Below are 21247 nucleotides of genomic sequence, written 5' to 3'. Positions count from 1 at the left end.
AGTGACACGGGGGAAGGAGCGCGCCGATGGCGTGGGACGAGTGGGAGCAACTGAAGACGCAGGCGGCGGACCAGTCGACGCAGATGCAGCTGAACCAGCTGGAGCCCGGCGGGAACGCCCCGCCGTTGCCCTCCCGGTACGGCGATCTCACAGTGACCCAGGGCGACCTGGCCAAGATCGGTGAGCACGCGTTCACGCTGTACAACGACCTCTGGGACAGGGGCCGCAAGGCACTCCCCAGCAGTGACAAGGCCGCGGGTGACCTCAGCACGCAAGGATTCGCGCTGGGCGGCGGACTCAAGCACGTCGCGACCCGATGGGACGAACAGCTGGCCTCCCTCAGGGACGCGTGTGCACACATCTCGAACCACATGAGGGTCACCAAGTCCCTGCACGCGGACAACGACCACTACATCCAGCGCCAGATGAGCAGTATCGACACCTTGGACCAGGGCTTCGACGAAAGGGTCGGTGCTCCGGGCGACAAGAACCCGGTGTACGGAGACGCGGACGACAAGAAGGACAAGTGATGGACCTCGACGCGCTCCGTTTCGCCAACTTCAAGCTGCTGGACGACGCCGTCGAGGACTGGACGTCGATGGTCAAAGACCTCGACGACCTCAAGGAGGCCGCTGGCAAAGGCCTCAAAGGCGCAGCCGACAAGGCCGAATGGGCGGGTTACAACGCCACGGTCTCCAGGGAGTTCATCGGCAAGACGGCCGGCGAGTTCGCGGACGCCCACACCCAGGCGACATCGATCCGCAACATCCTCAGGGACGTGCGTGACGAGCTGAAGGACTACAAGAAGAAACTCGAGGACGCCATCGACCGGGGTCTGAAGAAGAACCTGACGGTGACGACCACCGGGGGCGGTGGGTTCACCGTGACGATGAACATCCACCCCGACCGCGCTGCGAAGGGGACGACGGTCCCCGAGCACAGCGAGAGCGATGTCACCGCCCTGCGCGACGAAATCCAGAAGATCCTCAACGAGGCGACGGAACGGGACGACTCGGCCAACAAGGTGCTCCAGGCCCTGGTCGACCAGAGCCGTCTGGGTTTCTCCGACGCGAGCTACTCGGACCGGGACCAGGCGGCGGACGCCCTCAAGGCCGCCGACGACCTGGCCGCCCTGGCGAAGAAGAAGCCTGAGGACCTGACGGTCGAGGAATTCGACAAGCTCAACGCGGGCCTGAAGAAGTACGCGAACGACGATCTGTTCGCGGAGGAATTCGCGACGAAGCTGGGGGCCGAGGGCACGCTCGGTTTCTGGGCCGGCATCAACCAGCCGGGAGCCGCCTGGGAGCTGACCCAAAAGCGGGGAGACCATTTCGACGATCTGCAGAAGAACCTCAGCCTCACCCTGGCCACCGCGTCGCAGAGCGACTCGGCCGACATGAGCCAGTGGAAGTACAAGATGATCGAGATGGTCGACCAGCCCATCAATCGCAACAGCCCTGTGCTCGGCGCCCAGGTCATGACCAACCTGATGCGCTGGGGCGACTACGACGACCGGTTCCTCACCGGCTACGGCGACAAGCTGATCGAGACGGAGAAGAAGGCCACCAGCAACGGCCGTCATGGCGCCTGGCAGTACATCCCCTCGGACCCGATGCTGAACCGCACCGGCACGGATTCCGGCTGGGACCCTATGACCGGGTATCTGAGGGCCCTGTCGAACAGCCCGGACGCCGCCACCGAGTTCTTCAACGACTCGTTCCTGACGAAGGACGAGGACCACGACTTCACCGAGAAGAACAAGGACGGCAAGGAGGTCAAGAGGTCCCTGTCGAACTTCGAGTACCTCTTCGAGGAGCGGGACTGGCCTGTGGACCAGGACGACAAGGGCGAGGACAGCATCGCAGGCCGGAACAACCTGGCGATGGCCCTGGAGGCTGCTACTACGGGGCATCCGGCGGGTGAGCTGCCCACCGCAGACACTCGTGCTCACAATGAGGGGCAGACCAAGCTGTTCGAAAGCATCGTGGCTTCCGTCTCCGACAATAATGAGCGCCTCACAGACCACAGCTACATGTCGGACAGCATGGGGCAGATCGCTTCAGAGTATCTTTCGGACATAAATCGTGCAGCAACAGATACGGACCTAAACCCGGACAAGAGTGACTGGGAAGGGCAACGCCAGCGGGAACGGGTTGAAAAGCTTTATCCCGTTGTTGGATCTTCTGCCGAAATGAACCACCGCGATGTGTCTCGCTTCCTTTTCGCAGTCGGGCAGAACCCAGAAGGGTACGCGGCAGTCGAGGTGGCGCAGAAGAAATACATGTCCGACTTGATGGATTACCATCTGAATCCAGATCTAGCGGAGAATAGGCGCCCAGATCACGACTTGGAACTGACGGTTCGAGATATCGCAGGTCACTCGGGCGAGGTATCCGGGACTCTGGCCATGGGACGGAACCAGGCAATTGCAGGACCCGCCGACGTGAAAGACGAGGACTACGACCACGCAGTCTCTCAGTGGAAGAACGTCATCTCGGGAACTATCGGCACCGGGGTCGGCGTCGGCACATCCTTTATCGCCAGCCCTGCCGTCGGAGCCGGTGTCGGCGGTGCCGCCGGGACCGTCACCAGCGTAGTCCTGGAACAGATTTTCAAGGATGCGGAAGGCAGCGAGAAGGACAACGCCGGCGCCCAGATGGGCGAGAACTGGGAGAACGGACAGGACAACAACTTGAAGTACACCCGAAGGGCCGCAGCAGAGGCTGCAAGGGCACACGGCCTAGCACATCAGGGTGATATAGCCACCTGGGCTGAGAACGAGTCGCGCAAGGGCTTCTTGAGCGCCGGTGATTATATGGAACGGGTAGGCCCAGAACTTCTGACGAATATCTGACCAGATAGAAGCACGGTAGTGACACGACCAAATCCTTCCCAGGTATTACTTTCCCCGCACATGAGAGGCATTCACTTGATCGCCCGACGAGCCATGGAGGCATCAACAATCATCGTTGCAATCGGCATACTGACCAGCTGCTCGGAACCAACAGATAAGAAAGAGTACGATACGCCCAAGGCCTTGTGCGGCGTCTCAGTGGATCAGAACCTGATTGCCCCTTTTCTTCCCTCGGGAGAACGGATCGAAATTCAGGAGAAGAACCCATCCCCTAATCTGAAACGCTGTCAAGTAAACGTTGACGGCAAAATGGCATTGATTGCAAGCGAAGAGTGGTGGGAAGGCGGGGACGATATCATTGACGTGGCCAAGGGAAATCCTGAGGTTGATTCGGCCGAGCCGACTGATGACGGCACATATATTTACTCGCGTACTGGCGGCGTAGGGCGAGTTAAATCCTGCACAAACCCTGACCATCCGGATCAGGCGTTGTACACTACAATACGAGCCGATTCGTCGAACAAAATCGATGAATCAACCATGCAAAAACTTATCGCGGCTTACACTAAAGCGGTTGGACGTTCGAGTGCTTGTCAGTGACGCTGGCTGGCAGGATGGCCAATAGACCCTTAATCCGCTCCTCGCTCGGACTTAGCAGCGGTGCCCTCCTGGACACTTTCATCATTGCGGGAACCGAACTATCAGCCTGCTCGAAGGATGAGACACGGGAGTACACGCTACCGAAGTCACTGTGCGGTGCGAGCGTGAATCCCGATCTGCTGCCCCCCTTCCAAACGGGAAAGAGATTTCTCAGCAACAGGAATCTCCCAGCGGCGGAACCGAGCGATGCAAAGTCAGCGTCGACGGAAAAATTGCTTTCGTTGCAGACCGAGTATGGCGGGACGCCGAAGCGGACGCCACCGAGGTCGCCTCCGCCCAGACCAAGGCCAATCCTGCGCAAGCGACGGACGATAAGCGTTACCTCTACTCGGGAACTGAGACCGTCAGCAAAATTCAGGATTGCATCGATAGATCTCACCCGGACCAACCTCTGTTCACCGTTCTGCAGATGTTCGCAGAGGATAGAGAAGACGAGGACGCAATAGAGCGTCTGATTGTCGGCTATACCAAGCGGGCACAGAAGAGAAAAAGTGCGCATGACGGCCTTCACGAAAACTGAGCAGAAGATGCTTGTACACCGTCGCCGCAACTTTCCAGGGCGCCCCACTGCGGCCGCGGCAGTCACCGTTGCCGTTCTTTCCGCAGCACCCTCAGGATGCAGTGGCAGTGATCAGAAACGCGAATACACTCTTCCGCGCAGTCTGTGCGGAACAGCCATCGACACCGATGACCTTGCCAATTTCCTGCCGCCAGGAAAGAGGATAACCGTCAGGAAAAAGCCCTACTCAGGGGTCAAGAACTGTGAGGTCGTCGTCGATGACAAGCTCATTGTGACCACCACTCTCGCATGGTTGGAGGAGGGAAAGACCACAGCCTATTTCTCCGCCGGCCAGAGCCTTGAAGCCCCGGAGCACTCAGCAGATGCGGGCCGGTTTCGCTTCTCCGACTCCGAGGCTTTCGGAAAGACCCAGGACTGCGTCGATCGCAGGCACAAACAGGAGCTGTACACCGCAGTGCAGGCACAAGGGTCAGAACACAGGGATGCCGACGCCATGAAGCGTCTCATCGCCTCATTCACCAAGGAGATCGAAGCCTCCGAAGCATGCACGGCGGGACCCCTGCAAGGCAAGTAGAGGCTGCCCTGCCGCGACTGAAATCGCCAAATTTTGAGCGAGAGAACTCTGCTCACCGTTGTCCGCTGATCGAAGCCGCGGTGACGGCCTCAGCAGAGGCTGGGTTCAGCGGCGCGGCGGCCGAGATCCGCAAGTACCTCGACAGCCAGGGAACCCCCAGGCCACTCGGACGGAGAACTGGAAGTTGATACCCACCCGCCCCAAGATGCTGCTCACCTGCGGAGGTGTCCTCGCACTGGTTCTACTTGCCGGAATTTTCTATGCTTTCTCCCTTCCTCCCTTCGAAAAGAAGGGCGAAATCAAGGCTTCTGAGGTGTGCGCGTCCCTTGGTTCTCAGTCCGGCGCCGTCAGTAGTCTAGAAAAGCTGTTGCCCGACAAGGAGTCGTACACTTTCGACGACAGGGCGGCGAGTCTTCGCACCGACGATGCGGACGACACATACGAAACAAGCTGCTTCGTCTCCGGAGATGGTGAGCAACTGCTTGTCGCAGAAGCGAGAATGATGGCGAACGAGCCGAAGGAAGACTGGGCACATTGGCTGAAGGGGACCGCCACGAACGACGCCTCCGTCCGCTCGCTCACGCCCTTCGAAGCCGGTGATACAGCCATCGCCTCTGATCGATTCGCAGGTCTATTCCTGCCGTGCGCCTCTGCCGGAAAGATTCCGGGCGGGCAGTACAACATCAGCGTTTCTGTCGAACTGAAGCGGCAGAAGGAGACCGATCAGAAGGCGGCTCGCACCCGGCTCATCGATCTGGTAAAGAGCGCGGCCTCGTACGCGCACAGCAAGGCTAAATGCGATATTCCGTCCAACGTCAATGGGTAAACGCCGCGCTGAGCGCGCGTGAGTCAATCGCCCACTTCGACCAGGAGACCTTGCCGCTGAAGGACATACCTCGCCTCAAAAATCGCACATCGACAAAAACTACCGGGGTGGGCGCCTCCCGTGCGCGTCCACCCCGATGGTTCGTTCGTTTCCGCCCGGCTTACAGGTAGTAGCTGGCGGCCTTCTTGTCGCCGCCCATGTAGTCGCCGCCGGCGCGGCCCACGACCTGTGCGATGGACACCAGGGCCTGGTGGATGTTCCGGGCCTCCTTGTCCCACGCGGCCTGCTGCTCGGTGTACGTGGTGTGGGCCTCGCCCTCCCAGCCCGACGCCACGCTGGCGACCATCTTCTTGATCTCTTCCAGGTCCTGCTCGAGCTGCTTGGCCTGGTTGCCGATCTCGGTGGCCGCTGCGTCCAGCGCCCCGTACTTGACTACAAGTTCACCGTAGCCACTGTCAGACATGCCTGCCTCACTCCTTTTCGTTCGCGGCGATGGGTCCGGCCTCGGAGGCCGGCCGAGCTGTCAGCTCAGAAGCTGTCGATGCTGGACTTGGGAGCACCGTCGTAGACGTTGATGCTCTGCACCGCCTGACGGATGTCGTCCTCGGTGCCGTCCTTGATCTTGCGGGTGGCGCTCATCGCCTCGACGAACTTGGTGAGGATGTTGCCGATTTTCACCATCGACACGTTGATCTCGTGCTGCTTGGTGTTGAAGGCACCGGCACCGATGCCCTTCCACTGCCCGGACTCCAGGCTGTCGATGACCCCCTGCAGGCGGTGCAGCTGCCCCTTGATCGAGTCGAACTTCAGCAGGATGTCCTGCTCGAGCTTGGCTACCTGGGCATCTGATAGCCGCTGGCCGTCTGCCATGAATGGACTCCCCTTCCCGGGATACCGTCAGAAATGGTTGATGCGCACACCGCCACGGGGCGGGACGCGGAACCCCGGCCCGCTACGACGAGCCGAAGGCCCACAATGAGTTCAGCCGCTGCGCCGTGCGCGCATCGCGGCATAGCCACCGCCGCCGATCACCGCCACCGCGACGATCCCCAGGACCACCCAGAGCGTGTTTCCTTCGGACGGTTCGGAATTCGATTCTGCCGCTGAAGCCTTGCTGCCTGAAGTGTTTTTCGAGGGCTGTGACGAGGCTGAGACGGAAGCGGAGGGACTTTCCTCGATCACGCCGGTGCCGTTCTCATAACTGAGCGGGTCTTTGTCGGCCGCACCCGGATCGATGTCCTTGTCGGCGAGTGCCACGCGGGGACGGACAAGTCCATAACCGAGGTAGTTGCTGGGCGTCTCCTTCGGCCAGTCCCGGCCCGCGGTATCCAGCAGGACGTTGAGCACCTGGTTGGCCGTCCAGTCTGGATGGGCGGACCAGATCAGAGCGGCAGAGGCGGAGGCCACGGCAGTGGCCGGGCTGGTCCCGTCCCCGCCGTCGCAGTAGGAACGAAACGTCGTGTCGCACCAGCGAGGAATGTCGAGCCCCGGCGCCGCGAGGTCGACATAGTTACCGTGCTCGGAGAACTTGCCCACTGTGCCCGACTTGTCGGCCGCGGCAACACCGACGACGTAGGGGTAACCGGCCGGGTAACCGATGTCGTTATTCGTCTCCGCGTTATTACCTACACTGGCGAACAGCAACTTTCCCTTGGAATGGGCGTACTTGAGGGATTCCTCAAGCTCCGGATCGATGTAGTCATCGCCGAAGGACATGCTGATGATCTTTACGTCTGTGTCAGCGGCAGCCCTGACGGCATCCGCTGCTTCGGCTGTCCTTTTCTTCTCTTCCTTGGGTACACCCTCTAGCACGATCCGGTAGGGCACAATTTTGGCTCCTGGTGCAAGGCCCTTCATGCCGCCACCGGCTCCGGTACCTGCGATCACTTCTGCCATGGTCGTCCCATGGGCCCCGTAGTCCTTGGTGGCGTGGTACGCGACGGCTTCCGGTACCTCATCGGCGAGTACCTGCCCCTCCAGGGAGGGCGTAGCAGGATTGACCCCTGTGTCGACGACGGCCACCTTCACACCCTTGCCGGTGCTCGTCTTCCACATCTGGTCGGCCTTCATCACCGACAGGTACCACTGCTTCGACTGGACGTCGTAGGCCGCCGCGTTCGGGGCCAGGCCGGCCGACACGACGGCCAGAGCGCCGAGTGCCGAGCACACGGTGGTCACCCGTCGTCTCCTGCGCGGCCCGCTGAAGGGCGCGGGCCGCCTGCCGCGTCGGCTGATCGCTGACAACATGCCTCTGTAGGTCCTCGCTCGTGTCCGGTCAGTCGTTCGTCGGCGGCGCGTTCCGCCGCTCGATGTCGGGTGAGCGCCTCTCGTCCTCACCGCTCGATCGCTCACGCTGCGGTCGACGTGCGCCACCGGTCGTACCAAGATCCTCTTCGCTCGCCGGACCACGCACCAGACCGGTGCCGCCGGAGAAGCGTCCTCGGTTCCTGGACTTGGAGGTGAGGTTCTTGGGCGAACCCACCACACCGTCCGGGTTGTTCGTCGACCGGCGCGGAGTCCGTCCTGGTGTTGGATTGGTAGCCGCGCCGATCACGCCGCGTTGACCGGGTGTACCGCTCGTCTTCCGTGGGCCGGTCGCACCCTCGGTACCGACGACCGTGCCACGCGGCACTTTGGTACCGCTCGTACCGGATGTACCTCCTGTGACCGGCTTCCCACCGACGACCCCGCCACTACGTCCGGCACCCGTGGCGTCTGCGGCTTTCGCTCGACCGACGGCACCACCTGCACGTCCGGCACCAGATGCAGGTGTACCTCCGACGCGACCGGCCGCCGCGCCACCGGTCCTCGACGTGCCGCCGGAGATGCCGTTCGCCATGGGTGTCCTGCCGGCAGCCGGGGTGGCTCCGCGAGCCACTGCCTGGCCTGTGGCCGCAGCCCGGCCCGCCTGTCCGGTGGCTCCACGGGCTCCGGCCTGCCCTGTCGCGGCAGCTCGTCCCACCTGTCCCTGGCCAGAGGAGCCACGTCCGGTGCTGCCTGCGGCGGTGCCACCAGGGGTACCCGCACGCCCCTGTGCCGGGAACGGAGTCCGGGGGCCGTTCGTCTTGCTGAGCCCAGAAGTGCGCCCGGTTGCCGTGCCGAAAGCGGGGGCTGCGGATCCACTGACGAACGGAGGAATTGCCGTTCCTCCGGAGGATCCGCCCGACGTGGTCACCGATGGCGCGGAGGTCGCCGGCCTGGTCTCCTGAGGCAGGGTGCCGACGCTGTTGATCTCCGTGCCGACAGCTCTGTCCGGGTAGGTGATCCCCTCTTTGGCTTCCTGCAACGGTGGGGTGTCCCTGCCCAGGTCCGGGTCACCCATAGCGCTGTGCGAGGCATAACGGACTACCGAATCGGTCTCGCGAACGCTACCGGCGGTCGCACCTTCCTGCGCTGCTCCCGGGCCTCTCCAGTCGCGCGGCCTCTCCGGCCGCGGAACCCCCACATTCCCCATAGGCCGGAACACAGGCGGCTCCTGGTTCGCCAGGGCCTCCTCCGAGACCTTGTAGAACGACGCCAGGCGGTTCATCTGGTTGATCGCCTCTTGGCGGTGCTTCTCCGCTTTGACGGCCGCCGTGTACTCGTCGTTGCTCTCGACGCGCTTGTCCTTGGGGATGTCGTCGACCGTCTTGGGGTCGGACCGGTTGTCGCGCGGCGGCATGGAGCTGCGCACGGAGGCGAGGCCCGTGCCCGCGGCCGCGATCTGGGTGCCCGCGGCGTCGGCGTACTCGGCGAGCTTTTGCGTGTCCTTGACGAGCTGACTGCCCCAGGTGCGGAACGCGTCGCCGGCCTCGCCCTCCCAGTCGACCCGCTCGATGTGGCCCTTCAGTTCCTCGGCGGCCTCGTTGATGGCGGTCCGGGCGTTCCACAGGGCTTCGCCGGCGCTCTCCAGGTCGGCCGGGTTCGCGGACTCGACGAGATCGATCATGTCGTTGAGCCGGTGGCCCTCGAAGCTCGTCGTGCCGAAGAAGCGGACCCTGCCGAAGAAGGTGCCGCTGAGCATGTCCGACACGGTGTTGGCCGCGTCGATGATGCCGACCTGCTGAGCCACCTGCTCCAGGTCGGCCTTGTGGTCGTTCTGCTGCTGCTTCTCGTCGCCCATCAGTACCCGGCCGTGGTGTCGTCGGTACGCTTCTCTTCCGTCTTGCCGTCCTGCCCGCGCTCCGCCGCTTCCCTCTCGCGCTGCTCCTGCGTGTACTCACGGTGATCACGGTCGACGCGTGTCTGGATCTGCCAGAAGCGGCGGCGCTGCTCCTCTTCCAGGTTGTCGAAGCCGATGTCCGCGCCGTGGACGGCGATCCGCATCGACTCGATCTGCAGGCCGAGCGTCTTGGAGAGGGAGACGAGACGTTCGTGGACGTTGTTGTACTGGGCGTAGAGGCCGGAAGCCTCGTGGAACGTCCCGGGTCCACTGAACGACGCGCGGGAGATGCGCTGCGCCTCCACCTTGGTAGGACTGCCGGCGGAGCCTTCAAGGGTCTTGAGCAGGCCGTCCACCCGCTTCTTGAACGTCGTGAGCGCTTCCAGGCCCCGCCGCAGATCGGCGCCGCTCTCCCCAGGAGGCATGACGCACCACCTTCCCCGTTTCCCCGTACCCCGTTGTGTACCGCTGGTGGATGTACGCGGCAGCACAGTGACCACCTGAACACCCATCGGTCACTGTAGCCATTGTGTAAATCTCAGCCAATCCGACTTCGTACTTAGTCGGTCACAGAGCCGTTGGGCCGCCCGCCCGCCGAACAAGAAGCGTCGATCGCCCCATACGTACCTGAAGTGGGCATGGGTTCCGGCAGTACCGTTGCTTCCTTCCCGCTGCCCCGGTCACCGACACCCGCATCAGTAGATCTTTGCGACCACAAAAACCGGGAGGTAGAAGCGGGTCAACGCGTTGACGCTCCGATCCCGTGGTCCCGCTTCCTGCGGGCGTCCCGCATCGCCACTGCCGTGCCGCCCAGGCCTGCCACCAGCACCATCGCCCCGACGGCCGCGTAGGTCGCCAGGCGCGCGTTGCGTTCGTCGGCGGTCTCGCCGAGGTGGAGTTCGGCCGGGGTGGGAGCCTTCGCCTCGGTCAGCCCCTCGTGAGGGCTCGGGGACTCGATCGGGTGGTCGTCCTCGGTCAGAGCGCGGACCGGGTCGACGACGCCCCAGCCGACGCGGTTGTCGCGGCCGTCGACGGAGCGTTCCGCGGTCTGCTCGATCTGGGCGACGATCTGGCCGGCGGTCCAGTCCTGGTGCTTGGCCTTGATGAGGGCGGCGACACCGGCGACATAGGGGGCGGAGAAACTCGTCCCGTTGTCGGAGCAGTGGCCGCCCCCGGGGACCGTGGAGATCATGTCGACCCCGGGAGCCGCCACTCCGACGAAGTCGCCGGACTGGGAGAACGAGGCGCGCTCGTTGTTGCGGTCCGAGGCGGCCACCGCCAGGACTTCCTCGAACGACGCCGGATACGTCTTCTTGGAGCCGCCGCCGAGGCCGTCGTTGCCCGCCGAGGCGATCACCACGATGTTCTGCGTCAGCGCCTTGTCCACCGCCTCCTTGAGTACGGGATCGGGTTCGGCGGCGTTCGCGGTGTCCTGGGAGATGTTGATGATGTCGGCCTTGACGGCGATCGCGTGATCGATGGCCCGGGCCAGCGTCTTGGCCGTGCCGTGGCCCTCCGCGTCGTTCTGCTTGATGGGGATGATCTTCGCTTCGGGGGCCAGGCCCACGAAACCCGTGCCCTCGGCGGGGCGGGCCGCGATGATGCCCGCCACGCGCGTGCCGTGGCCGACCTTGTCGGTCGTACCGTTGGACCTGCCGCGGTCGATCGGTTCGCCCTTGTCGTCCTTGGAAGGCAGGTAGTTTGCCCCCTTCGACGCGTCCACCGCGTCCTTGAGTTGGGGGTTCTTCGTGTCCACCCCTGTGTCGATCACGGCCACCTCGACGTTCTCGCCCTTGGACTGGCTCCACAGTTCCTCGAGGAGGACGCGCTGCAGGGACCAGGGGCGGCCCTCGTACTTCTTGTTGGGGAACGTGCACTGGCCGGTCGCCGGGTCCGCGGCGGCGGGAGGTGCCAGGGCCACTCCGACGGTGATGAGTGCCGACGCGGTCACCGCGACCGCGCGCCGCGGGCCCGTGGAGAGTGCGTATCGCATGATGTCTCCCTCGCGAGCCTCAGGAACCCTGCGGCTGACGGGCGTCCGCGGTCGACAGCCGCGGGCCGGTGGACAGGGCCTTGGACCACTCCAGAGGAATGGGTGCCGGGTCCACGTCGCCGTACCCCAGGTGGATCTGGGCCAGCTGGGCCTGCTGCTGGAGTTCCTTGCGCTTCTTGGCAGTGAGGCCGATGCCCGCGTCGTCCGTGGCGCCGTCGTCGTTGGACTGCATGGCGTAGCGCAGACCGGTGTCGGTGACCAGGAAGACACCGCCCGCCTTGGTCTCCTCACCCTGGAACTGGCGGTAGAGCTGACCGGAGCCGGGAGTGACGTACGCGCTGTCGGAGCCGGTGGGGAGGGTCGCCGGGAAGTCGGTGCCCGCCCAGGTGCTCAACGTGGTCCGTCCGTTGCCCTCGTCGACGTCGCGCAGGACGTTGCAGACCGTGTTGCGGCTGCCCTCCGCGGTGTCCGCCTCGTTGACGGGCGTCGGGGACTGGCTCGGCCACCTGCGGTCCTCGTAGAACCCGGTGGTGGTGGGCACGAACATGCCCGCGCTGACGCCGAGCGCCTGGCCGGCCTGGCCGAGGCCGGCCAGTTCCCGGCTGCTGAGGAGCAGCTTGGCGGTGAAGTCCGAGACGGGGACCACTTTGCCCGGCTCGACGATGTAGTACTGCTCGGCGTCGCCGTTGGTGGCCTTCAGGATCATGCCGACCTGGTTCGCCTCGTCGGGCAGGGTGCCGTCGACTCCCGCTGCCGCGCCGACCGTGCCCTCGACCTCGGGGAAGGTGACAGGGTCACCCTTGTGGAGGGTCTCCAGCCAGGGCGCGGACACCCTTTGGGGTTCGCGGCCGGAGCCGACGAGGGTGCGCAGCAGCAACTCGTCGGACTTGTCCACTTCGTACGCGGTGCCGCGAGCGTCCACGACGTAACGGGTCCCGTCCGGACCCGCGACGTACAGCAGCTCGCCGCCACGCAGTCTGTTCGCGCCCTCGGTCTTCTTCATGTCGCGGGAGGCCAGGACGAACGCGGCCTTCTGGATCGTGTTGTCGCCCGCGCTCGGGCGCTCGCAGACGGCCCAGCGCTTCGCGGCGCCCGCCTCCTTGGCGGAGGGGAGCCGGTCAGGAGCGTAGGGGATGCCGATGGTGACGCCACGCGGGATGTCGCCCTTGTCGAGGACGGACTCGTCGACGGTGACGACGTCGGCCCGGCCCGGGTCGTCGAGGAGGAGCTTCGCCGACGCCATGTTGAGCACGGGGTGCAGCTGCTCCTTCCCGTCGGTCCTGAGGACGACGTACCTGGTGGTGGAGTCGCTGGCGACGATCACCTTCTTGCCCGGCTCGTCCCAGCCCTTCGGTGCGGTCGGTTTGAACATCCCCCACGCGCCGAACGCGGCCACGACGACCACCCCGGCGATGACGCCCGGCAGGACGGCGCGCAACGGACGCGGCGCCCCCTCCTCCGAGCCGTCGGGGGACGACTGGACGAAGGCCGCGAGCATACGGCGCTTCGCGAAGGTGTAGGCATTGAGCTGGTCCCGCCGAGATGCCATGTGTGCCTGCTTCTCCCCGTGTCTGGCCTGGGTCGCGCTCGAGGGACGCCGTCCCCCGCCTCCGTTGTCGGACCGGCCCCCTACTATGCCTGTTGCAGGAGCGGTCCCGTGGAGCGGGTAGGGTACCCGGGCCTTCAAGGGCCCGGTCCTGTGACGGAATTCCAGCGGGATGTGAGCGAAAACGGGGGATGGAGTGATGGCTTCCAGAACGCGGTCCCGGTCACGCGACCGGTCGCAGGCGGACGGCCCCCCGGCCTCTCCCGCGCAGGGTTCCTCCGGACCGGGTGCGCAGTCGCGGGAGGCACGGCCGTTCCACCTCAGGGCGCATTCCGGGCAGTCCGGGGCGTTCCGATTGCAACGACTCGTCCTGCTGGAACTCGCGGCCGCCGTACTGCTCGTCGGATGGGCCGTCGGCCCCATGGCCCTGATCGCCGCGGCCGTGGTCGCGGTGGTCCTGGTGCTGCTCGCCTTCGTGCGTCGCCGAGGTCGCTCCCTGCCCGAATGGCTCGGCACGGCACGAGCCCTGAAGGCGCGGCAGCGCCACGCGGCCGGCACTCCGGTGCCTCCTGGGACGGAGCCGGGGCTCGCGCCCGCGGTGGAGTGCGACCCGAGTCTGCGCACCTACACCTACGGGGGCCGTGACCGCCGGTCCGTGGGCATCGTCGGGGACGGCACGTTCGTCACCGCCGTCCTGCAGGTGGAGGCCGACGCGACGGCGCTGCGGGCGGAGCGCAGTCGGCAGCCGTTGCCGCTGGGTCTCGTACGGGACGCCCTCGAGGTGGACGGGATCCGCCTGGAGTCCGCCCAGGTCGTGCTGCACACGCAGCCCGCGCCCGCGCTGCACCTGCCGCAGCAGTCCGTCGCGGTGAGCAACTACGCCCCATTGCAGGCGCAGACCGGAGCACCCGCCGTGCGCATCACCTGGATCGCGTTGAAGCTGGATCCGGAGCTGTGCCCGGAGGCCGTGGCCGCGCGGGGAGGCGGGCTCACCGGGGCGCAGAAGTGCGTCGTGCGCGTCGCGGACCACCTCGCCAGCCGGCTGACGGGAGCGGGCTTCCGCGCCACCGTGCTGGACGAGGAGGAGCTGACGGCCGCCGTGGCCACGTCGGCGTGCGCCAACCCCTTGGTGACGGCGGAGGCGGGACGGACCGAGGTGCCGGAGCGCAGGACCGAGGAGACCAGCCGTAGCTGGCGCTGCGACAACCGCAGGCACACGGCGTACTGGGTGCGCCAGTGGCCGCAGCTGGGCGGACGGGGTCCTTCCCTCCCTCAGCTGGTCGCGCTGCTCACCGCCGTCCCCGCGCTGGCCACGACCTTCAGCCTCACACTGGCGCGCGGTGAGCGGCGGGAGGTGACGCTGACCGGCCACATGCGGGTGACCGGGCGCAGCGACAGCGAGCTGGTCGCCGCACGGCACGCGCTGGAGCAGGCCGCGCGGCAGACCGGTACGGGCCTGGCCCGTCTCGACCGCCAGCAGCTGCCCGGCGTACTCGCCACTCTGCCTCTCGGAGGTGCCCGGTGACGGCCATGACCTCACGGACGACGAACGGCCCCGGGGCGTATCCACCGGCGGCGTACACCACGGCCGGCGGTCCTCCGGAGCCCTCGGCCGCGGAACGGCTGCGCGATCGCGTGCGCAGCGGGTTCGGGCTGCGGGGCCCCCGGCACGGACGGCACACCCTGTCCGCGGAACAGCTGGACACCCTCGCCCTGCCCATCGGGGACGACGGTGTCGTCGTCGGCGTCGACGCCGAGGGGCAGCCCGCGGTGCTGGGCTTGAACCGGCCGACTCCGTACGACGTCGTCCTGATCGGCGGTCTGTGGACCGCCCAGGTCATCGCCCTGCGGGCGGCGGCCACGGGGACGCGCGTCGCCGTGGAGACCGGACGGGCCCAGGCCTGGGCGCAGTTGGTGCAGGCCGTGGGCGGCGGGCAGTCCGGCATGACCGTGTACGACGTGGGCCGGGTGCCGCCTCAGGGGGCCTCGGCCGGCAACTCGGTGCTGGTGGTACGGGACTGCGGTATGCGGCCGCCCCGCGGGCGGGTCGTCTCGGGACCCTGGCAAGCGGTGCTGACACTGCTGCCGTACCTCAGTCCGGTGGCTCCGCGGCTGATGCGTCAGGCGCGGCTCGTCGGAGTGCAGCAGGTCTCGCCGGACGAGGCCGCCGAGATAAGCCGCACGCTGGCCCTTCCTCGGGAGGACGTGGAGTCGCTGCCCACGCTCACCGACGGTGTCACGCTGTGGTGCGCCGACCGGGACCGCCAGTACGTGATGACACAGCCCACCGACGCCGAGACCGGATTGCTGGGTACGCCTCGCCGCATGGACTGAGCCGGCGCGGCGGTGGACCGGTACGGCGTGGCCGGGTTCGGTTCCCGGCTGATTCTGTTCCCTTCGGAGCGCCGTGAAGACCCGGTTTGTTCGGGGATGCGAGGGGCGCGTGCGTCACCTCCGGGGCGGACGTGACGTGGTGGACGGGCGCGGAGGGGCGGACGGGCCTGCCCTGGCACACTCGTGGTGATTAGGCTGGGACCGGGCGCACCCATGGAAACCGCGAACAGGCAGTCGGCGCCCCCAGGGGGACAGCCGTGCGGATTCGGACGACTTCGAACGGAAAGAGCGGTCGCCCCAGCACGGCATGCGGGTGCTCGACCACACCAGGAGGAATTGTGAACAGCGATCGGGACGGGATCCGCGGGGGCTGGGCCACACCCGGCGATGACCAGTCCGACGCGGAGTCCGCCATCGAGACGACGGGCGAGTTCACCATCGACTACGCACCACCTGCCTGGTACACGCAGAACGCGTCGGGTGGTTCGGGCGCGAGTTCCGGTTTCGGTTCCCAGGAGCAGTCGCAGGATCCGTCCTCGCAGCCGCCCTCGGCGTCCGGGGACCCGGAGGCCGGTGCGGCTCCGTCCGCCGGGGACTTCGGGGGTACGACCGCGGAAACCGGTGCCGAGCCGGACGCGGACCCCGACGCGGGGAGTACGTCCGCCTCGGCCCCCGGAAGCGATGCGGTGACGCCGGAGGCACCGGCGGGCGGCGAGGCCGGGTCCGGAGACGGCACCGGCGCGTTCGGTGGCACCGGTGCCTGGAGCGGAGAGGTCGACAACGGCGCCACCATGCGCATCTCCGCTGCCGCGCTGAAGCAGGAGATCGAGGAGCGAACGGCGGCGGAGTCCTCCGCCGCGGGGGCCTCCCCGACGGCTTCCGGTACGAGCGCTGACCTCGGCGACGCCGCCGGTACCGATACCGACGCCGCCACCGGTACCGACACCGCCACCGATACCGATGCCGCCACCGGTACCGACGCCGGTGACAGTGCCGGAGACGCGGTTACCGGAGACGCGCCCGCCGGGGACGCGGCCGACACCTCGGGTCCGGAGGAGGGCGCCGCCCGGAGAGCCGTCGGGTCCCCGGACGGCCCGTCCGCCGAAGCGGGCAAGACGGGGGCGTCGGCCGCCGCCTCCGGTGCCGCGGCCGACGCGCCGGACACCGAGGGTGGCCAGAACGCCGAAAGCGCCGGGAGCGCCGAGTCCCAGGGCTCCGTACCCGGCGCCACCACCGAGGTCTCCGCCGACGTCCCCGGCGGTACCGGTGCCGCCGGACAGGACGCGTCCGCGTGGACTCCGCCCCCGCCGCTGCCGCAGAGCGGTCTGCCCCCGCTGCCGCCCGCGTATCAGCCCGCCGTGCCCGCACCGGCACCCGTACCGGGGGCCCAGTGGCCCACGGCCCAGCCCGCGGAGCCGCCGAAGTCCGCCGAGGAGCAGGAGGGGCAGGAGGGGCCGCAGGTCCCGGCCGCCGCCCAGCCGCAGGCCCCCGCGCCCGCGCCGGATCTCCCGCCGTTCCAGCCGCAGGCTCCGCAGCCCGCTCCCCCGGCCTGGCCGGCCTCTCCCGGTGCGCCGGAGCAGCCCGGCGGCTACGGATTCCCCCAGCCCGCGCCGCAGCCGCCGCACGCGCCCGCCCCGCCGGCCGGTCACGGGTTCCCGCAGCCGCCGGCACCGCCCCAGGTCCCCGCTCCCGCCCAGCCCGCCGGCTACGGGTTCCCGCAGCCCGGGCAGCCGGGTGCCGCGGCTCCCGCCGCGCCCGTTCCTCCGGCCCCGCCCGCCGGTTACGGCTTCCCCCACCCCGGCGCCCCCGCCGCGCCGCAGTCCCCGGGACAGCCGGACCCCGCCGCCCAGCAGGCCGGTTACGGGTTCCCGCAGCCCCGGAACCCCGAGGCCCCCGACGGTCCCGGGGCCCCTGGGCAGCCGCAGGCGCAGCCCGGCCAGCCGCAGGCGCCCGGTGCCCAGCCGCCCGTCGACCCCCGCGTCGGGGCCGCCTGGCCGCAGGCCGTGCAGCACGACCAGCGGCAGCCCACCAACCCGGGCGCGCCGCTGGGGTACACCGCCGCCGTGGAACTGTCCTCCGACCGGCTGCTCAACAACAAGAAGCAGAAGGCGAAGAGCGGGCGGCCCGCCGCGGCCTCCCGGTTCAAGCTGGGCGCCAAGAAGGAGGAGGCCGAGCGGCAGCGCAAGCTCGACCTCATCCGCACGCCCGTGCTCTCCTGCTACCGGATCGCCGTCATCAGCCTGAAGGGCGGCGTGGGCAAGACGACCACGACCACCGCGCTCGGCGCCACGCTCGCCACCGAGCGGCAGGACAAGATCCTCGCCATCGACGCCAACCCGGACGCCGGCACGCTCGGGCGCCGTGTGCGCAGGGAGACCGGGGCCACCATCCGCGACCTCGTGCAGGCGATCCCGTACCTCAACTCGTACATGGACATCCGGCGGTTCACGTCCCAGGCGCCGTCCGGTCTGGAGATCATCGCCAACGACGTCGACCCGGCCGTGTCCACGACGTTCAACGACGAGGACTACCGGCGCGCCATCGACGTGCTCGGCAAGCAGTACCCGGTCATCCTCACCGACTCGGGCACGGGTCTGCTCTACAGCGCGATGCGCGGCGTGCTCGACCTCGCCGACCAGCTCATCATCGTCTCGACGCCGTCCGTGGACGGGGCGAGCAGCGCCTCCACGACGCTCGACTGGCTCTCCGCGCACGGGTACGCCGACCTCGTCTCCCGGTCCGTCACCGTCATCTCCGGGGTGCGCGAGACCGGCAAGATGATCAAGGTGGAGGACATCGTCGCCCACTTCGAGACGCGCTGCCGCGGTGTCGTGGTCGTGCCGTTCGACGAGCACCTGGCGGCCGGCGCCGAGGTCGACCTCGACATGATGCGGCCGAAGGTGCGCGAGGCGTACTTCAACCTGTCCGCGATGGTGGCCGAGGACTTCGTCCGGCACCAGCAGGCGCACGGCCTGTGGACGTCGGACGGCAACCCGCCGCCGGTCGCCGCCCCGCCGATGCCGGGCCAGCCGGTCCAGGGCCGGCCCCCGTACGGCCAGCCCGCTCCGGGCCGGCCTCCGTACGGCCAGCCGGCTCCGGACCAGCCCCCGTACGGCCGGCCTGTCCCGGAGCAGCCTGCGTACGGTCTGCCGCCTCAGCAGCCCCATCCGCAGCAGCCGGGCTACGCCTATCCCCACCCCGGTCAGGAGTACCCGCAGCCGGGTCAGCCGCCGGCCGCCCACGAGGCGCAGCCCCAGCCGCAGGCTCCCCAGCCCCCGTACCAGCCGGGTCAGCCCTTCCAGCCCGGTCAGCCGTACCAGCAGCCCGGTCAGCCGTACCAGCCGAACGCCCAGCAGCCTCCGGCCCCGGCGCCCGGCCCGCCCTACCAGCCGTATCCCGCCGCCCCGCCGGTTCCGCCCGCCCCCGCCCCGGAGCAGGGACAGGCGGAGGGGCAGAACCCGCCCCCGCCCGCTCCCCCGCGGCAGTGACCCGCGCCCGGCGGCGGCCGGGCCGGGGACCACGGGAGCACCGCGGCCTCCGGCCGCTCCTCCAGGAGGAGCGGCCGGAGGCCGCTCGCGTGTCCGGGCGCGCGCTCCTCCCCGACGTGGCGCGTCCCTCGCGTGTCCAGGCACGAAACCCGGCGCCACGCGCTGGCCAGCACGGCGTCAGTGGTCTCGACCAATGAGCGTGAAATCCGCGTCAACTCGTTATTTCCGCAGGCCACATGGGGTTCACCTGCCGTTGACGCGTGCAGAGCGGCGCTGATACACACTCAGTCGACCCAGCCGACGGCCCTTGATCCAGCAGCCCTTCCCGTGCGAGCGATGACGCGAGGTCAGCGACCCATGGACACACGAGCTCAGCAAGACCAGTACGGCAGAGGAGGCCCCGGCCCACGGGCCGGCCGCACCCGCGCCCCACGCCTCACCCGCCGCCTCACCCGGCCTCTCCGCTCCCTCCGGCTCACCGTGGCCGCCGGCGCCGCCGCGCTCGCGCTGACCGCCGGCCTCGCGACCCCGCTGAACCCCGCACCCCAGCAGGCCCGGGCCGACGACGGCAAGAAGGTGCTCACCGTCGCGGTCGCGCAGAGCATGGACTCGCTCAGCCCGTTCCTGGCCGTCCGGCTGGTCAGTACGAGCGTCCTCCGCCTGACGTACGAGTACCTGACCGGCTACAGCGCGAAGGACAACAGCGCCGTTCCGGGGCTCGCCACCGAGTGGACGGCTTCGGACGACAAGCTGACCTGGACCTACACGATCCGTTCCGACGCGAAGTGGTCGGACGGGAAGCCGGTCACCGCCGAGGACGCGGCGTGGACGTTCAACAAGATGATGACCGACGCGGGCGCGGCCACCGCCAACGGCAGCTTCGTCGGCAACTTCCGCGAGGTGACGGCCCCGAGCCCCACCAAGCTGGTCATCGAGCTGAAGAAGCCGCAGGCCACGATGGCCGCGCTGGACGTGCCGATCGTGCCCAAGCACGTGTGGGAGAAGGTCGGCGACTTCTCGAAGTTCAACAACGACAAGGACTTCCCGATCGTCGGCGACGGGCCGTTCGTGCTGACCGGCTACAAGGCCGACAGCTACGTGCGGCTGAAGGCCAACAAGAGCTTCTGGCGCGGCGCACCGAAATTCGACGAGCTGGTCTTCAAGTACTACAAGGACGGGGACGCGGCCGTCGCCGCCCTGCAGAAGGGCGAGGTCTCGTTCGTCTACAACCTCACGCCCGCGCAGTCGGCGGCGCTGAAGAAGCAGGAGAACATCAAGGTCAACGACGCGCCCGGGCGCCGCTTCTACGCGCTGGCCACGAACCCCGGGGCGCGGTCCAAGGACGGCCAGGAGTTCGGCGACGGCGACCCGTCGCTGCTCGACGAGCGGGTACGGCACGCGCTGTTCATGGCGGTGGACCGGAAGACGATCGTCGACAAGGTCTTCCAGGGCCACGCCGTCGAGGGCAAGGGCTACATCCCGCCGCGCTTCGACACCTACCACTGGGAGCCGTCCGGGGACCAGGAGCTCTCCTACGACCCGGCCGCGGCCGCGAAGCTGCTGGACGAGGCGGGGTACAGGAAGAACGCCGCCGGAAAGCGCGTCGGCAAGGACGGCAGGCCGCTGAACTACCGCGTGCTGTGCCACGCCACCGACCCCAACGACAAGGCGGTCGGCAAGTACCTCGAGGAGTGGTGGGGCGACCTCGGCATCGGCATCACGCTGGACTGCCTGGACAACGTGACGGACCCCTGGCTCGCGGGCGAGTACGACCTCGCCTTCGACGGCTGGTCGGTCAACCCCGACCCGGACTTCGTGCTCTCCATCCACACCTGCGCGGCCCTGCCCGCCACCCCGAAGGACACCGGCGCGACCGACAACTTCATCTGCGACGAGAAGTACGACGGCCTCTACGACCGGCAGCTCGCCGAGTACGACCCGGCCAAACGGGCAGACCTCGTGAAGCAGATGCAGTCGCGGCTGTACGACACCGGGTACATGAACGTCATGGCGTACCCGAACGCGGTCGAGGCCTACCGCACGGACCAGATCGCCTCGATCACCACGATGCCCGAGGCCGCGGGCAACATCTTCGGCCAGGACGGCTACTGGAGCTGGTGGTCGGCGCAGCCGGCCGGCTCGGACGGCTCCTCGGGCTCCGGCGGCTCCACGGGCGTCGTCGTCGGCATCGTCGCGGGCGTGGTCGTCCTCGCGGGAGCCGCCGGCCTCCTCGCGCTGCGCCGCCGCTCGACGGCCGACGACCGCGAATGACAGCAGTGCGCGCCCCGCGGCCGCCGTGCCGCGGGCCGCG

General features: G+C 67.8%; 17 protein-coding genes. 10 read left to right on the top strand and 7 right to left on the bottom strand.

Annotated elements, in window-relative coordinates; all coding sequences use genetic code 11:
- Positions 1-26 precede the first annotated feature (26 nt).
- The 6 genes from IE271_RS31470 (at position 27) to IE271_RS31445 (ending at position 5434) form a co-directional block, all read left to right on the top strand.
- A complete protein-coding gene (locus IE271_RS31470) occupies positions 27-530 on the top strand; it encodes a hypothetical protein (RefSeq protein ID WP_190193889.1) in 504 nt (167 codons plus the stop codon).
- Positions 530-2854, top strand: coding sequence for a hypothetical protein (locus IE271_RS31465; RefSeq protein WP_190193888.1), 2325 nt, complete (start codon positions 530-532; stop codon positions 2852-2854). Before IE271_RS31470 ends, IE271_RS31465 begins: the two co-directional genes overlap by 1 nt.
- A 60-nt stretch (positions 2855-2914) precedes the next feature.
- Positions 2915-3454 carry a hypothetical protein gene (locus IE271_RS31460; protein ID WP_190193887.1) on the top strand — a complete coding sequence of 180 codons (540 nt, stop codon included), beginning with the start codon at positions 2915-2917 and terminating at the stop codon, positions 3452-3454.
- Between the two features lie 151 nt (positions 3455-3605).
- Positions 3606-4034, top strand: coding sequence for a hypothetical protein (locus IE271_RS31455; RefSeq protein ID WP_190193886.1), 429 nt, complete (start codon positions 3606-3608; stop codon positions 4032-4034).
- Positions 4012-4608 (top strand): hypothetical protein, encoded by a 597-nt coding sequence (locus IE271_RS31450; RefSeq protein ID WP_190193885.1) that lies wholly within the window; start codon positions 4012-4014, stop codon positions 4606-4608. Before IE271_RS31455 ends, IE271_RS31450 begins: the two co-directional genes overlap by 23 nt.
- Positions 4609-4813: 205 nt before the next feature.
- Positions 4814-5434 (top strand): hypothetical protein, encoded by a 621-nt coding sequence (locus tag IE271_RS31445; protein ID WP_190193884.1) that lies wholly within the window; start codon positions 4814-4816, stop codon positions 5432-5434.
- A gap of 160 nt (positions 5435-5594) precedes the next feature.
- On the opposite strand, the gene IE271_RS31440 is transcribed toward IE271_RS31445, so the two are convergent.
- The 7 genes from IE271_RS31440 to eccB form a co-directional block, all read right to left on the bottom strand.
- The gene (locus tag IE271_RS31440; protein ID WP_190193883.1) at positions 5595-5897 is read right to left on the bottom strand and encodes a WXG100 family type VII secretion target; all 303 of its coding nucleotides are present in this window, start codon (positions 5895-5897) and stop codon (positions 5595-5597) included.
- Between the two features lie 65 nt (positions 5898-5962).
- The gene (locus IE271_RS31435; RefSeq protein ID WP_190193882.1) at positions 5963-6304 is read right to left on the bottom strand and encodes a WXG100 family type VII secretion target; all 342 of its coding nucleotides are present in this window, start codon (positions 6302-6304) and stop codon (positions 5963-5965) included.
- 111 nt (positions 6305-6415) lie between these two features.
- Positions 6416-7603 carry a S8 family serine peptidase gene (locus tag IE271_RS31430; RefSeq protein ID WP_229919677.1) on the bottom strand — a complete coding sequence of 396 codons (1188 nt, stop codon included), beginning with the start codon at positions 7601-7603 and terminating at the stop codon, positions 6416-6418.
- A gap of 106 nt (positions 7604-7709) precedes the next feature.
- Positions 7710-9536 carry a hypothetical protein gene (locus IE271_RS31425; RefSeq protein WP_190193880.1) on the bottom strand — a complete coding sequence of 609 codons (1827 nt, stop codon included), beginning with the start codon at positions 9534-9536 and terminating at the stop codon, positions 7710-7712.
- Complete coding sequence (locus tag IE271_RS31420; protein WP_190193879.1) at positions 9536-10000, bottom strand: DUF2563 family protein; 465 nt, start codon at positions 9998-10000, stop codon at positions 9536-9538. Before IE271_RS31420 ends, IE271_RS31425 begins: the two co-directional genes overlap by 1 nt.
- A gap of 314 nt (positions 10001-10314) precedes the next feature.
- Positions 10315-11568, bottom strand: coding sequence for a type VII secretion-associated serine protease mycosin (mycP, locus tag IE271_RS31415; RefSeq protein WP_190193878.1), 1254 nt, complete (start codon positions 11566-11568; stop codon positions 10315-10317).
- Between the two features lie 19 nt (positions 11569-11587).
- A complete protein-coding gene (gene eccB, locus IE271_RS31410; protein ID WP_190193877.1) occupies positions 11588-13117 on the bottom strand; it encodes a type VII secretion protein EccB in 1530 nt (509 codons plus the stop codon).
- Positions 13118-13313: 196 nt separating this feature from the next.
- Between eccB and eccE the strand changes: the two genes are divergently transcribed.
- The 4 genes from eccE to IE271_RS31390 all read left to right on the top strand — a co-directional run bounded on the left by eccE (position 13314) and on the right by IE271_RS31390 (position 21207).
- Positions 13314-14639: a type VII secretion protein EccE gene (gene eccE / locus IE271_RS31405; RefSeq protein ID WP_190193876.1), complete on the top strand. Its 1326-nt coding sequence runs from the start codon at positions 13314-13316 to the stop codon at positions 14637-14639.
- A 5-nt stretch (positions 14640-14644) separates the two neighbouring features.
- The gene (locus IE271_RS31400; RefSeq protein ID WP_373308872.1) at positions 14645-15448 is read left to right on the top strand and encodes a hypothetical protein; all 804 of its coding nucleotides are present in this window, start codon (positions 14645-14647) and stop codon (positions 15446-15448) included.
- 338 nt (positions 15449-15786) lie between these two features.
- On the top strand, positions 15787-18936 hold the full coding sequence (locus tag IE271_RS31395) for an SCO5717 family growth-regulating ATPase (RefSeq protein WP_229919674.1): 3150 nt from the start codon (positions 15787-15789) through the stop codon (positions 18934-18936).
- A 357-nt stretch (positions 18937-19293) separates the two neighbouring features.
- On the top strand, positions 19294-21207 hold the full coding sequence (locus tag IE271_RS31390) for an ABC transporter substrate-binding protein (protein ID WP_190193874.1): 1914 nt from the start codon (positions 19294-19296) through the stop codon (positions 21205-21207).
- Positions 21208-21247 lie beyond the last annotated feature (40 nt).

It is taken from the genome of Streptomyces minutiscleroticus (genome assembly GCF_014650875.1).
GTDB classification, from domain to species: domain Bacteria; phylum Actinomycetota; class Actinomycetes; order Streptomycetales; family Streptomycetaceae; genus Streptomyces; species Streptomyces minutiscleroticus.
The sequence above is the reverse complement of the archived record's forward strand: the minus strand, read 5'-3'. Positions and strand labels throughout refer to the sequence as shown.